This window comes from Streptomyces huasconensis (genome assembly GCF_021028635.1).
GTDB lineage: Bacteria > Actinomycetota > Actinomycetes > Streptomycetales > Streptomycetaceae > Streptomyces > Streptomyces huasconensis.
In genome coordinates this window covers 5,540,415-5,554,125 of the sequence record NZ_CP086119.1, presented here as the reverse complement: position 1 = coordinate 5,554,125, position 13,711 = coordinate 5,540,415, and the positions used below count along the sequence as shown (strand labels likewise).

The 13,711-nt window shown below is 71.1% G+C and carries 11 protein-coding genes and 1 tRNA gene; 1 reads left to right on the top strand and 11 read right to left on the bottom strand.

Features of this window, described 5'->3' with window-relative positions; genetic code table 11:
* Window positions 1-9 precede the first annotated feature (9 nt).
* The 11 genes from prmC to J2N69_RS25350 all read right to left on the bottom strand — a co-directional run bounded on the left by prmC (window position 10) and on the right by J2N69_RS25350 (window position 13,291).
* Complete coding sequence (gene prmC / locus J2N69_RS25405) at window positions 10-855, bottom strand: peptide chain release factor N(5)-glutamine methyltransferase (protein ID WP_127909460.1); 846 nt, start codon at window positions 853-855, stop codon at window positions 10-12.
* Between the two features lie 39 nt (window positions 856-894).
* A complete protein-coding gene (prfA, locus tag J2N69_RS25400) occupies window positions 895-1,971 on the bottom strand; it encodes a peptide chain release factor 1 (protein WP_205036320.1) in 1,077 nt (358 codons plus the stop codon).
* A 127-nt stretch (window positions 1,972-2,098) separates the two neighbouring features.
* Complete coding sequence (gene rpmE, locus J2N69_RS25395; protein WP_230902787.1) at window positions 2,099-2,320, bottom strand: 50S ribosomal protein L31; 222 nt, start codon at window positions 2,318-2,320, stop codon at window positions 2,099-2,101.
* A gap of 145 nt (window positions 2,321-2,465) precedes the next feature.
* A complete protein-coding gene (locus J2N69_RS25390; RefSeq protein WP_230902786.1) occupies window positions 2,466-3,593 on the bottom strand; it encodes an LCP family protein in 1,128 nt (375 codons plus the stop codon).
* A gap of 308 nt (window positions 3,594-3,901) precedes the next feature.
* Window positions 3,902-5,992 (bottom strand): transcription termination factor Rho, encoded by a 2,091-nt coding sequence (gene rho, locus J2N69_RS25385; RefSeq protein ID WP_230902785.1) that lies wholly within the window; start codon window positions 5,990-5,992, stop codon window positions 3,902-3,904.
* A 397-nt stretch (window positions 5,993-6,389) separates the two neighbouring features.
* Entirely contained in the window at window positions 6,390-7,307 is a 918-nt protein-coding gene (gene thrB / locus J2N69_RS25380; RefSeq protein ID WP_230902784.1) for a homoserine kinase, read from the bottom strand.
* Window positions 7,308-7,558: 251 nt separating this feature from the next.
* On the bottom strand, window positions 7,559-8,617 hold the full coding sequence (gene thrC / locus J2N69_RS25375; RefSeq protein WP_230902783.1) for a threonine synthase: 1,059 nt from the start codon (window positions 8,615-8,617) through the stop codon (window positions 7,559-7,561).
* Between the two features lie 6 nt (window positions 8,618-8,623).
* Window positions 8,624-9,916, bottom strand: coding sequence for a homoserine dehydrogenase (locus J2N69_RS25370; protein WP_230902782.1), 1,293 nt, complete (start codon window positions 9,914-9,916; stop codon window positions 8,624-8,626).
* 103 nt (window positions 9,917-10,019) lie between these two features.
* Window positions 10,020-11,411 (bottom strand): diaminopimelate decarboxylase, encoded by a 1,392-nt coding sequence (gene lysA, locus J2N69_RS25365; RefSeq protein WP_230902781.1) that lies wholly within the window; start codon window positions 11,409-11,411, stop codon window positions 10,020-10,022.
* Between the two features lie 82 nt (window positions 11,412-11,493).
* A complete protein-coding gene (gene nrtL / locus J2N69_RS25360; protein ID WP_230902780.1) occupies window positions 11,494-12,561 on the bottom strand; it encodes an ArgS-related anticodon-binding protein NrtL in 1,068 nt (355 codons plus the stop codon).
* Window positions 12,562-12,775: 214 nt separating this feature from the next.
* Window positions 12,776-13,291, bottom strand: a complete 516-nt coding sequence (locus J2N69_RS25350; protein ID WP_230902779.1) for a response regulator — start codon at window positions 13,289-13,291, stop codon at window positions 12,776-12,778.
* A 165-nt stretch (window positions 13,292-13,456) separates the two neighbouring features.
* Between J2N69_RS25350 and J2N69_RS25345 the strand changes: the two genes are divergently transcribed.
* Window positions 13,457-13,528: transfer RNA gene (locus J2N69_RS25345), tRNA-Arg, on the top strand.
* The last annotated feature ends 183 nt before the right edge of the window (window positions 13,529-13,711 follow it).

Sequence of the window (13,711 nt, the reverse complement as noted above, 5' to 3'; positions counted from 1 at the left end):
TGTTGGTCGTCACGGCATCGCCCTGCGCGCCGTCGCGAAGCGCGGCCGGTTGTTCAGGTCGGGGTGGTCGGCCGCGTCGGCCCAGCCCCGCTCCTCGGTGAAGATCCACGGGACCTGGCCGCCCTGGGTGTCGGCGTGCTCGATGACGACGACGCCGCCGGGGCGCAGCAGCCGGTGGGCGGTGCGCTCGATGCCCCGGATCAGGTCGAGGCCGTCCTCACCGGAGAAGAGGGCCAGCTCGGGGTCGTAGTCCCGGGCTTCCGGAGCGACGTACTCCCATTCGGTGAGGGGGATGTACGGCGGGTTGGAGACCACCAGGTCGACCTGGCCGTCCAGCTCCGGGAACGCGTCGCGGGCGTCGCCCTGGACCAGCTTGACCCGGGACCCCTCGACGTTCTTCCGGGTCCACTTCAGGGCGTCCTCGGAGAGCTCCACGGCGTGCACGCGCGAGCGCGGCACCTCCTGGGCGAGGGCGAGCGCGATGGCGCCGGAACCGGTGCACAGGTCGACGATGAGCGGCTCGACGACGTCCATCGCCCGCACCGCGTCTATCGCCCAGCCGACGACCGACTCCGTCTCGGGCCGCGGCACGAAGACGCCGGGGCCCACCTGAAGCTCCAGGTAGCGGAAGTAGGCCCGGCCGGTGATGTGCTGGAGCGGCTCGCGGGCCTCACGGCGCGCGATCGTCTCCCAGTAGCGGGCGTCGAAGTCGGAGTCCTTGACGGAGTGCAGCTCGCCCCGCTTCACGCCGTGCACGAAGGCCGCGAGCTCCTCCGCGTCGTTGCGCGGCGAGGGCACGCCGGCGTCGGCCAGCCGCTGGGTGGCCTGGGCCACTTCCGCGAGCAGCAGGTTCACGCTGGTCCTCCGGGGGGCGTCGTACGAGGGATGGGGGCGTCAGGCCGCGGCGAGCTTGGCCGCGGAGTCCGCGTCGACGCAGGCCTGGATGACCGCGTCGAGGTCGCCGTCGAGCACCTGGTCCAAGTTGTACGCCTTGAAGCCGACGCGGTGGTCCGAGATGCGGTTTTCCGGGTAGTTGTACGTCCGGATCTTCTCGGAGCGGTCGACGGTGCGGACCTGGCTGCGGCGGGCGTCGGCGGCCTTGCTCTCCGCCTCCTCCTGAGCGGCGGCGAGCAGCCTGGAACGCAGGATGCGCATGGCCTGCTCCTTGTTCTGGAGCTGGCTCTTCTCGTTCTGGCAGGAGGCGACGACACCGGTCGGCAGGTGCGTGATGCGCACCGCGGAGTCGGTGGTGTTGACGGACTGGCCGCCGGGCCCGGAGGAGCGGTAGACGTCGATGCGCAGGTCGTTGGCGTGGATCTCGACGTCGATCTCCTCGGCCTCGGGCGTCACCAGGACACCGGCGGCGGAGGTGTGGATGCGGCCCTGCGACTCGGTGGAGGGCACGCGCTGCACGCGGTGCACGCCGCCCTCGTACTTGAGGCGGGCCCACACGCCCTGGCCGGGCTCGGTGGCGCCCTGGCCGCCCTTGGTCTTCACGGCGACCTGGACGTCCTTGTAGCCGCCCAGCTCGGACTCGGTGGCGTCGATGATCTCGGTCTTCCAGCCGACGCGCTCGGCGTACCGCAGGTACATGCGCAGCAGGTCACCGGCGAAGAGGGCGGACTCGTCGCCGCCCGCGCCCGCCTTGATCTCCAGGATGACGTCCTTGTCGTCGGACGGGTCCCGGGGCACGAGCAGCAGCCGCAGCTTCTCGGTGATCTCGTCGCGGCGGCGCTCCAGGTCCTTGACCTCGGCGGCGAACTCGGGGTCGTCGGCGCCCAGCTCGCGGGCGGTCTCGATGTCGTCCCCGGTCTGCTTCCAGCTGCGGTAGGTGGCGACGATCGGGGTCAGCTCGGCGTAGCGCTTGTTGAGCTTGCGCGCGTTGGCCTGGTCGGCGTGGACCGACGGGTCCGCGAGCTTCTTCTCCAGATCGGCGTGCTCACCGATCAGTTCCTCGACCGCCTCGAACATCGGGGGCTCCTGGTTTTCTGCGCGAAGGATCTCCGCGCGGTTCTACGCGAATTGGCTGCGGGACGGCAAAAGCGCCGGTCCCGGCCGCCCCCTGGCGAGGGCGGCCGATGACCGGCGCAGTGGCTCGCTACTTCTTGGCAGCCGCGGCCTTGCCGAAGCGGGCCTCGAAGCGGGCCACGCGGCCACCGGTGTCGAGGATCTTCTGCTTGCCCGTGTAGAACGGGTGGCACTCGGAGCAGACCTCGGCGCGGACGGTGCCGCTGGGGATCGTGCTGCGGGTGGTGAACTCGGCGCCACAGGTGCAGCTGACCTGGGTCTCGACGTACTCGGGGTGGATGTCGCGCTTCAAGGTGTCTCCTAGTTTCGGGAGGGCACCGGGTCGTACGCGCGGATTGCTCGTACGTGAACCGGGGCCGACGTACCAGTCTGCCAGGACCGGCCGTATCTCCCAAAACGGGGGGAGGCCGGGATCTATTCCTGGGGGCCCGCGGACCTCAGTGGCCGGCCACCACGTCGCCCACGTCGCCCTTGTCGCCCGCGGACTTCTCGGTCGCGGACTTCGGGATGGGCCTGTCGGCCCTGAGGGCGTCCCAGACCTGCTGGTCGGCCTCTTCGAGGGGCAGGACGCGGTTGGGGTCGGCGGGGTCGTACTGGATGGGCATCGTGACCATCTTCATGTCGCCCGCGCCGATGCCCTTGAGGCCGCCCGCGAAGCCCGCGAGGCTCTTGACGTCGTTCAGGTCGGAGTCGGTGGTGACGGCGCTGGTCGCGTCGTTCGCCAGGTCGTAGAGCTTCTTGGGGTTGCCGAAGACCCCGACGTCCTTGACCTGGTCGAGCAGGGCCTTGATGAAGGCCTGCTGGAGCTGGATGCGGCCGAGGTCGCTGCCGTCGCCGACGCCGTGCCGAGTGCGGACCAGGCCGAGCGCCTGCTCGCCGTCGAGGGTGTGCCGGCCCGCGTCCAGGTCGAGGTGGCTGTCCTTGTCGCGGATGGCCTTCTTGGTGGTGATGTCGACGCCGCCGAGGGTGTCGATGAGCTTCTTGAAGCCCGTGAAGTCCACTTCGAGGTAGTGGTCCATCCGGATGCCGGACATCTTCTCGACGGTCTTGACGGCGCAGGCGGGGCCGCCGACCTCGTACGCCGTGTTGAACATCTGCCGCTGACCGCCCGGGTCGGTCCTGCCGTCGTCCGTCTCGCACGCGGGCCGGGATATCAGGGTGTCACGGGGTATCGAGACCACGCTGGCCTTCTGGTGGCCCTTGTAGACGTGCACGATCATCGCCGTGTCGGAGCGGGCGGCGCCCTCGTCCTTGCCGTACTTGGCGTTCTTGCCGGAACGCGAGTCGGAGCCGAGGACCAGGATGTCCTGGGAGCCGTTGTCGATGTCCTCGGGCCGGTCCGTGCCGAGCGCGGCGTTGATGTCGACGCCCTTGATGTTGCCGTTGAGCTTGAAGTACACGACGCCGAGACCGGTGCCGCCGAGGACGACCACCGAGGCCGCCGACCATGCCGTGATGACGAGCGCCTTGCTGCGCCGACGCGGCTTGCGGCGCTTGCCGCCTCCGCCGCGGGGGCGTCTGGGCCGCGTGTCGGCCGGGCCCGCCAGGGTGCTCTCGTCGGTCATGGGCTCCTCAGTCCTCGTCGGTCGGTTACCCCCTGCTTTCAGGGTCGGTGCGGTTCGTCGTCACTTGTCAGACGGGGAAACCGGTTGAAGGGTTGCACAGCGCCCTGGCCGCGCCCCGGTGCCGGGGCGGTCACGGAACGTGCCCCGTATCCTCCCGATTTCCGCCTCTCACCTGCGGTTTTTCGGCCACGCGGGCTACTGCCCGTAAGCGTGAGGATCTCTTATGCGTGTGGCCAAGGTCTCGCGCGTGACAAAGGGGCCGCCCCGTCACTCCTGTGACGGGGCGGCCCCTTGTGCCGTGCGGACGACTAGTCGTTGCCGTTGCCCGGCGTCGGCGTCGTCTTCTGGATCTGGAGCAGGAACTCGGCGTTCGACTTCGTCTGCTTCATCTTGTCCAGGAGCAGCTCGATCGCCTGCTGCTGGTCGAGCGCGTGCAGCACACGGCGCAGCTTCCAGGTGATGGCCAGCTCGTCGCTGCCGAGCAGGATCTCCTCCTTGCGGGTACCGGACGCGTCCACGTCCACCGCCGGGAAGATGCGCTTGTCGGCGAGCTTGCGGTCGAGCTTCAGCTCGGCGTTGCCGGTGCCCTTGAACTCCTCGAAGATGACCTCGTCCATGCGGGACCCGGTGTCGACGAGCGCGGTCGCGAGGATGGTCAGCGAGCCGCCGTCCTCGATGTTGCGCGCGGCACCGAAGAAGCGCTTGGGCGGGTACAGCGCCGTCGAGTCGACACCACCGGACAGGATGCGGCCGGAGGCCGGGGCGGCGAGGTTGTACGCACGGCCCAGACGCGTGATCGAGTCGAGCAGCACGACGACGTCGTGGCCCAGCTCCACCAGGCGCTTGGCGCGCTCGATGGCCAGCTCGGCGACGGTGGTGTGGTCCTCGGCCGGGCGGTCGAAGGTCGAGGAGATGACCTCGCCCTTCACCGACCGCTGCATGTCGGTGACCTCTTCCGGACGCTCGTCGACCAGGACGACCATCAGGTGGCACTCGGGGTTGTTGTGCGTGATCGCGTTGGCGATCGCCTGCATGATCATGGTCTTGCCGGTCTTCGGCGGGGCCACGATCAGACCGCGCTGGCCCTTGCCGATGGGGGCGACGAGGTCGATGATGCGGGTCGTCAGCACGCCCGGGTCGGTCTCCAGGCGGAGCCGGTCCTGCGGGTAAAGGGGCGTCAGCTTGTTGAACTCCGGTCGGCCGCGCCCGGATTCGGGCGCCATGCCGTTGACGGAGTCCAGGCGTACGAGCGCGTTGAACTTCTCGCGGCGCTCGCCGTCCTTGGGCTGGCGGACCGCGCCGGTGACGTGGTCGCCCTTGCGCAGGCCGTTCTTGCGGACCTGGGCCAGCGAGACGTACACGTCGTTGGGACCGGGGAGGTAGCCCGACGTGCGGATGAACGCGTAGTTGTCGAGGATGTCCAGGATGCCCGCGACGGGGATCAGGACGTCGTCCTCGGAGACCTGCGGTTCGTTGCCGAAGCCCTGCTCGTCGCGGCCGCGACGGCCACGGCGGTCGCGGTAACGGCCCCGGCGGCCGCGGCGGCCGCCCTCGAAGTCGTCGCCGTCCTCGTCGGCCCGCGGGCCGTTGTCACGCTGACGGTCCTGCCGGTCCTGGCGGCCGCCCTGCTGCTGGCGGTCCTGCCGGTCCTGACGGTCCGGGCGGTCCTGGCGGCCGCCGCCCGGCTGGTCCTCGCCCTTGTTGCCGCGGCGGTCGCGGTCACGGCCGCGGCCCTGCCGGTCACGGCGCTCGCGACGGCCCTCGGCGCTGTTGTCACCGCTGTCGCCGCGGTCGGCCTTGGCCTCGGCCGTGTCGGCCTTGACCTCGGTCCTGGTGTCCGACTTCGCCTCGGCGGTGACGGTCTCCGGGCTGCCCGCGTCGGCGGTGGCCCGGCGCCGGCGGCGCTCACCGGCGGGCTGGTCGTCTCCCGCGCGCTCGGTCTCGCTCGCGCGGGCGGGGCCCCCGGCCGGCTGACCGGGGATCTCGATCTGCTGCTGGGTGACGGCCTTCTCGGCCTTGCCGCCCTCGGCCTTGTCGGCCTTCTCGGCCTTGCTCGCCTTGGCGGCACCCTCGTCCTCGCCCGTACGGGCCTTCGAGGTGGCCCGGCGCTTGGGCTTGGTCTCAGCGGTGTCCGCGGAAGGCGCGGCGCTCTTGGCCGGGGCTCCGCCCCCTGCCTGCGCCTCCTTGATGACCTCGATCAGCTGGCTCTTGCGCATGCGCCCGGTTCCCTTGATCCCAAGGCCCGAGGCGACCTGCTGCAGTTCCGCCAGCACCATGCCCTCGAGGCCGGTGCCGCGGCGCCGCCGGGACCCGGCCGAAGCACCGGTGGCAGGCGCCGCGGAGGCGTCCGTGGCGGGCGTGTCGGCAGTCACGCCCATCAGATCGGTGGTGTCGCTCACGAAGGGTCCTTCCCTGGAGCGGACGTCGGCCTGTCTGGCTCGGCGACCGGTTGTGCTGTCCGGCGGTCCTATGCGTATGGACCGTGCCGGGGCGGTGGTCCGCCAACGAGGCGGAAGAATTCATTGGTGATGGCGATTCCCGGTGCGGTGCCACTGAAGTGCGGTGTCACTCGGCTCGGTCACGCCGGTTCCGGAGCGTGCTCAGGACCGCTCAGTGCGGGGCACGAAGCAGTTTGGGAGGCTCCCGGAAGAATGGTTGTCCCGGACGGGGACACAAAGCACCTCGCCATGGTGAGGTCGGGTGCAGACTTGAGATTAACACTACCGGACCCAACAAACATTCCCCCTCTCGAATTCGGGTCGCCCCGAAATCCCTGCGTTCGCTGCGGGCACTGCGTCAGGGCGCGAGCGGCAGCACGCTCGCACCCGCGGCGTCGAGCGCCAGGCGGTTGGCCGCCCAGCCCTCGCCCGCCAGGCGTGCGACCTTGTCGGCCGCACTGTCTTCGGCCAGCGCGAGGACCGTGGGTCCCGCGCCGGAGATCACCGCGGGCACGCCGTCGGCGCGCAGCCGCTCCACCAGGGCGGCGCTCTCCGGCATCGCCGGGGCGCGGTACTCCTGGTGCAGCCGGTCCTCGGTGGCGGGGAGCAGCAGCTCGGGGCGCCTGGTCAGGGCCTCGACGAGCAGGGCCGCCCGGCCCGCGTTGGCGGCAGCGTCGACGTGCGGGACGGTGCGCGGCAGCAGGCCGCGCGCGGTCTCGGTGAGGACGGGCTTCCCGGGCACGAAGACCACCGGAACGACGGAAGCGGCGGGTTCCATCCTGATCGCCCGCGCCGCTCCCCCGTCCATCCAGGAGAGCGTGAAGCCGCCGAGCAGACAGGCGGCGACGTTGTCGGGGTGGCCCTCGATCTCGGTGGCGAGTTCGAGCAGCGCCGTGTCGTCGAGCCGGGCCTCGCCGCCTATCGTCACGGCGCGGGCGGCGACGATGCCCGCGCAGATGGCGGCGGACGACGAGCCGAGGCCGCGGCCGTGCGGGATGCGGTTGGCGCAGACGATCTCTAGACCGCGCGGCTGTCCGCCGAGCAGGTCGAAGGCGGTGCGCAGGGATCGTACGAGCAGATGCGACTCGTCGCGTGGAAGGGTGTCGCTGCCCTCCCCGGCGATGTCGATGTGCAGCCCGGAGTCGGCCACCCGGACGACCACGTCGTCGTACAGACCCAGCGACAGGCCCAGGGCGTCGAAGCCCGGACCGAGGTTGGCGCTGGTGGCGGGGACGCGCACCCGGACGGCGGCGGCGCGGAACGCTGGACCGGCCATCGCTCGATGACTCTCCTTGAGCTGCGTGTTTTCGAGGCTGCGTATTTTCGGTACGTGCCACATGTACGGAACACCCGAAGGCCGCGCACTACGGCGGCACCGCGGCATATGCGGCGGGGCGGGTTCGGTACAGCCTATCGAAGGAAGGTTCTGTGGCGACATAGGGCGCACAGGAGGCGCACGATGCGTGTCGTAAGCCCCCTGTGCCACCCCTCGTATACGGCCGCAGGCTTACGCCGGCGGCCGGCGGGTCACGCCAGGCCGAGGCGCTCGGCGGCGGCGTCCGCGTCGACCGGGACGGTGACCGGCTGCGGGGCGCCGGCGACGGCCCAGTCGGGGTCCTTGAGGCCGTTTCCGGTCACGGTGCAGACGATCTTCTGCCCCTTGTCGACCAGGCCCCGCTCGGCGGCCTTCAGCAGACCGGCGACCGAGGCGGCCGACGCGGGCTCCACGAAGACACCCTCCTGGGACGCCAACAGCTTGTACGCGCGCAGGATCTCACGGTCCGTCACCTCGTCGATGAGGCCGCCCGACTCGTCGCGCGCGGCGAGCGCGTACTGCCACGAGGCGGGGTTGCCGATGCGAATCGCGGTGGCGATCGTCGAGGGGTCCTTGACGACCTCGCCGCGCACGATGGGCGCGGAACCGGAGGCCTGGAAGCCCCACATCCGGGGCGTACGCGTCGACACCGCGTCGGCGGCGTACTCCTTGTAGCCCTTCCAGTAGGCCGTGATGTTGCCGGCGTTGCCCACGGGAAGGATGTGGAGGTCGGGCGCGTCGCCGAGGGCGTCCACGATCTCGAACGAGGCGGTCTTCTGGCCCTCGATGCGGAACGGGTTGACCGAGTTGACCAGCGCCACCGGGTAGTTCTCGGACAGAGCGCGCGCGAGGTTCAGGCAGTCGTCGAAGTTGCCGTCGACCTGGAGGATCTTCGAGCCGTAGACGAGCGCCTGGCCCATCTTGCCGAGCGCGATCTTGCCCTGCGGCACGAGGACCGCGCAGACCATCCCCGCGCGGACGGCGTAGGCGGCGGCGGACGCCGACGTGTTGCCGGTGGAGGCGCAGATGACGGCCTTGGCGCCCTCCTCCTTGGCCTTGGTGATCGCCATGGTCATGCCGCGGTCCTTGAAGGACCCGGTGGGGTTGGCACCCTCGACCTTGAGGTGGACCTCGCAGCCCGTGCGCTCCGAGAGCACCTGCGCGGGTACGAGCGGCGTGCCGCCCTCGCGAAGCGTCACGACCGGCGTGGTGTCCGAGACCGGAAGGCGGTCCCGGTACTCCTCGATGATTCCGCGCCACTGGTGGCTCATTGCTGCCTACTCCCCTTCAACCCGCATGATGCTGGCGACACCACGCACGGTGTCGAGTCTGCGCAGCGCGTCGACGGTGCCGGTGAGGGCGGCGTCGGGCGCGCGATGGGTGACGACGACGAGGGAGGCCTCGCCGTCCTTGCCCGTCTGACGGACCGTATCGATCGATACGCCGTGCTCGGCGAAGACCGTCGCGACCTGGGCGAGGACGCCCGGCTTGTCGGCCACGTCGAGGCTGATGTGGTACCGCGTGACGACCTCGCCCATGGCGCCCACGGGCAGCTGGGTGTACGCGGAGTCGCCGGGTCCGGTGGTCTCGGCGAGTTTGTTGCGGCAGACGGCCACGAGGTCGCCGAGGACGGCGGAGGCGGTGGGCGAACCGCCGGCGCCGGGCCCGTAGAACATGAGCTGGCCCGCGGCCTCCGCCTCGACGAAGACGGCGTTGTACGCCCCGCGGACCGAGGCCAGCGGGTGGCTGAGCGGAATCATGGCGGGGTGCACGCGCGCGGTCACGGACCCGCCGTCGGCGGCCCGCTCGCAGATGGCGAGGAGCTTGATGGTGCAGCCCATACGCTTCGCGGACGCGAAGTCGGCGGCGGTCACCTCGGTCATGCCCTCGCGGTAGACGTCGTCGAGGCGTACGCGCGTGTGGAAGGCGATGCCGGCCAGGATCGCGGCCTTGGCGGCGGCGTCGAAGCCCTCGACGTCGGCGGTGGGGTCGGCCTCGGCGTACCCGAGCGCGGTGGCCTCGTCGAGGGCTTCCTGATACCCGGCACCGGTGGTGTCCATGGCGTCGAGGATGAAGTTCGTCGTGCCGTTCACGATGCCGAGGACGCGGTTGACCTTGTCTCCCGCCAAGGACTCGCGCAGCGGCCGGATCAGCGGGATGGCGCCGGCGACGGCAGCCTCGTAGTACAGATCACGCCCGTGCTCGACGGCGGCCTGGTGCAGCGCGGCGCCGTCCTGCGCGATGAGCGCCTTGTTCGCGGAGACGACCGAGGCGCCGTGCTCGAAGGCGGTGGTGATGAGGGTCCGGGCGGGCTCGATGCCGCCGATGACCTCGACGATGACGTCAATGTCACCGCGCTTGACCAGGGCGGTCGCGTCGGTGGTGATCAGCTCCGGGTCGATTCCCTCGCGCACCTTGGAGGGGCGGCGGACGGCGACCCCGGCCAGCTCCACCGGGGCGCCGATCCTCGCTGTGAGGTCGTCGGCGTGCGTCGTCATGATGCGCGCCACCTCTGAGCCGACAACCCCACAGCCCAGCAGCGCCACCTTCAGCGGACGCGTACGCATCATCCGACCTCACTTCTCATACATCTACGGTGGGACCAGTCTCACCCACCGGAACGGACTTTCCGTCCATTGTCCGGATGGTGAGACATCTATTCCATATTTTTCTTCATCCGACGTCGAGACGCAGGAGATCTTCCTCCGTCTCACGCCGGACGATCACCCGCGCCGCGCCGTCGTGCACGGCGACGACGGGCGGGCGAAGAGCGTGGTTGTAGTTGCTCGCCATCGAGCGGCAGTACGCGCCGGTCGCGGGCACGGCGATCAGGTCACCGGGCGCGAGATCGGCCGGAAGGAAAGCATCGCGTACGACGATGTCACCACTCTCGCAGTGCTTGCCGACCACGCGCACCAGCATGGGCTCGGCGTCGGAGGAGCGGGAGACCAGGGCGACGGTGTACTCCGCGTCGTAGAGCGCGGTACGGATGTTGTCCGACATGCCTCCGTCGACGGAGACGTACGTACGCAGTCCTTCGAGGGGCTTGATGGTGCCGACCTCGTAGAGCGTGAAGGCGGTCGGGCCGACGATGGCGCGGCCGGGCTCGACGGAGATGCGGGGCGTGCGCAGGCCCGCGGCGGCGCACTCCCGCGTGACGATCTCGTTCAGCGCCTTGGCGATCTCGTGCGGCTCGCGCGGGTCGTCGTCGGAGGTGTACGCGATGCCGAGGCCGCCGCCGAGGTCGATCTCGGGCAGCTCGACGCCGTGCTCGTCGCGCACCTCGGCGAGCAGCTGCACGACGCGCCGGGCGGAGACCTCGAAGCCGGCCATGTCGAAGATCTGCGACCCGATGTGGGAGTGGATGCCGATCAGCTCGATCCCGTCGAGCCGGAGAGCGCGCCGCACGGCTTCGGCGGCCTGTCCCCCGGCCAGGGCGATCCCGAACTTCTGGTCCTCGTGCGCGGTGGCGATGAACTCATGGGTGTGCGCCTCGACGCCCACGGTCACGCGGATCTGCACGGGCTGGCGCCGGCCGAGCCGCTCGGCGATGTGCGAGACGCGCACGATCTCCTGGAAGGAGTCGAGCACGATGCGTCCGACGCCGGCCGCGACGGCCCGCTTGATCTCCTCCTCGCTCTTGTTGTTGCCGTGGAAGGCGATGCGCTCGGCGGGCATGCCGGCGCCGAGGGCGGTGGCCAGCTCGCCGCCGCTGCACACGTCGAGGTTGAGGCCTTCCTCGTGCAGCCACCGCACGACGGCCCGCGAGAGGAAGGCCTTGCCGGCGTAGAAGACGTCGGCGTCGCTGCCGAAGGCGTCGCGCCAGGCGCGGCAGCGGGCGCGGAAGTCGGCCTCGTCGACGAAGTACGCGGGGGTGCCGAACTCCTCGGCCAGGCGCGTCACTTCGATGCCGCCCATGCGGACGACACCGTCGGGGGTACGGGTCGCGGTGCGGGACCAGACCTTGGCGTCCAGGGCGTTGAGGTCGGCCGGCGGGGCGGTGTAGTGGCCCTCGGGCAGCACGTCGGCGTGGCGGGGCCCTGCGGGGTGTGCGGAACGGCTCATGGCTCGTATGTCTCGTCTCTCACGGGTGACACGCGGGACGCGTGGCTCGCGGGGGTCACGGAAGTCACGTATGTCACCGGCGTCACAGGTATGCGGGTGCGCTGATGCCGAGCAGGGACAGGCCACCGGCGAGCACCGTCCCGGCGGCTTCGGCGAGCGCGAGCCGGGCGCGGTGGGTGGCCGAGGGTTTCTCGTCCCCGCGAGGCAGGACGGCGTGCTGGTACGCGAGCAGCGCGTCGGCGGTGACGACGAGGTGGCGGGCGAGGCGGTCCGGGGCGCGGTGGCGGGCGGCGGCGGCGAGGACGGCGGGGTGGTCACCGAGGGCGGCGAGCAGGGCCTGGGGATGCGGTATGTCGTGGGGGTGTACGTCGCCGGGGTGGGCGTCGAAGCCGAGCGCGGCGGCGTTGCGGGAGAGGGCGCGGCAGCGGGCGTGGGCGTACCGCACCCGGAAGAGGGGGTTGCTCTCGCGCTGGGCGAGGTGCAGGTCGCCGCCGTGGGCGGGGTCGGTGCGGGGGTGGTCGTGGGCGGCGGGGTGCAGCAGGGCCCAGCGGGCGGCGTCCCGGCCGAGGGGGAGGGGGTCGGCGGGGGCGGGCACGGGCCGCGGGCCGGGGAGCGGCCGCGGCGGAATGCCGTACGCGTCGACGCGCACCCCGAGGATGTCGACCCACCGCGGGTCGGGGGCGGCGTCGCAGGTGAGCCGGACGAGGGTGCCCTGGGAGCGGAGGATGCGGCGGGCGGCGTCGGCGACGACGAGGGCGCGGACTTCCCGGGGGGCGTGGAGCTGGGCGAGCTGCCCGGTGTCGGGGTGGACGTGTCCGTAGCGGCGGCCGCGGGCGAGTACGTCACGCACCAGGGCTTCGGCGGGCGACCGCGCGAGGGTGATGTTGAGGAACCCGGGCCCGGTGATGTCCACCCCGGCGATCCCGTCCTCGGCGGCGAGCCGCGGGGCCACGGCTTCGGCGACCTGCCGGGGGGTGCGGCCCGCGGCGCGGGCGACCTGGAGGGCGACGTTGGTGGCGTAGTCCCCGCACCCGCCGGGCCGGGGCCGCTCCACCCCCACCGTCTCCGGCACGGCCACGCTGAGTTCGCCCGCGTCAACGGCATGACGCATGGCACGCAGCACGGTGCGGGAGAGCTCGACGGGGGTCACGGGTCAAGCGTAGGGGAGGAGGGGGGTGGGTCGGCGACTTGGTTTCGGGGTGGTCTTGGGATGTGGACGGGGGTGGGGGGTGTGGCCTTGGTCCGCCGGCTTCTGACTCTGTCCGGGGTGGGGAGTGCGGCCCTGGCCCGCCGGCTTCTGACTCTGCCCGAGGTGGGGAGTGCGGCCCTGGCCCGCCGGCTTCTGGCGCTGTCGGGGGTGGGCGTCAGGCGCCGGGCTGCGCGGCGCGCTCGGCTTCGCCGAGGAGGCCCATACCGTCACCGTCACCACCCGCGTCCCCGCTCGCGCCCCTGCCCTCACCCTCGTCGCCCCGACAACCGTCGCCACCCGCCGCCCCGCGTCGCCCGACGCGCTCCATCAACTGCCGTACGGTTCCCACCAGTTCGCCGGGCTCGAAAGGCTTGGCGAGAAAGGCGTCGACGCCGACTTCGAGGCCGCTCTCGACCTCGTACTGCGAACACGCGCTGACGATGACGATGGGCAGCTGCCGGGTCCGCGCGTCGGCACGCAGCCGGGCGGCGGTCCGCAGGCCGTCGAGCCGGGGCATCACGACGTCGAGGGTGACCACGTCGGGCTGGACCTGATGCACGACGTCCAGACACTCGGCACCATCGGCCGCGGTCACGACCTCGAAGCCCTCCAGCTCGAGGTTGACCCTGATCAGTTGCCGAATGACCTTGTTGTCGTCCACAACAAGCACACGGCCGGGCGCGCCTGACACAACTCGAGAGTAGGTCCACCCTCACCGCCGCGTCCCGGTTTTCCCCACTTCCGCCCCGTGCGAGTCGAGCGGCGCGCGGGCGGAGGGCCCACGGAAATACCTGTTCATGGACAGCCCCGCGGAGCTGGTAGGGTTCTACCCGTCACCGCGCAACCGCGACGACACGCCCCCGTAGCTCAGGGGATAGAGCAACGGCCTCCGGAGCCGTGTGCGCAGGTTCGAATCCTGCCGGGGGCACCTTGGAGTAGGTGCCCAAAGACCCCGCCATCAGCGGCTTCGCTGAGGACGGGGTCTTCGCGTTTGTGTGGGCGGGCCGAGTTGGAGCGGTTTCATGTTGGTGCCGTATTCGTGCGTGTGAGGTGGTCGAAGCCGGGTAGATGGGCCGCTATCGGCTTGTCGGGGGACGAGGTGAAGGTCGAA

Coding starts and splice junctions, on each gene's coding strand:
- prfA (WP_205036320.1), bottom strand. CDS start 1,971: ATGTTCGAGGCGGTCGAGGAACTGATCGGTGAGCACGCCGATCTGGAG.
- J2N69_RS25390 (WP_230902786.1), bottom strand. CDS start 3,593: ATGACCGACGAGAGCACCCTGGCGGGCCCGGCCGACACGCGGCCCAGA.
- thrB (WP_230902784.1), bottom strand. CDS start 7,307: ATGGCCGGTCCAGCGTTCCGCGCCGCCGCCGTCCGGGTGCGCGTCCCC.
- thrC (WP_230902783.1), bottom strand. CDS start 8,617: ATGAGCCACCAGTGGCGCGGAATCATCGAGGAGTACCGGGACCGCCTT.
- J2N69_RS25370 (WP_230902782.1), bottom strand. CDS start 9,916: ATGATGCGTACGCGTCCGCTGAAGGTGGCGCTGCTGGGCTGTGGGGTT.
- lysA (WP_230902781.1), bottom strand. CDS start 11,411: ATGAGCCGTTCCGCACACCCCGCAGGGCCCCGCCACGCCGACGTGCTG.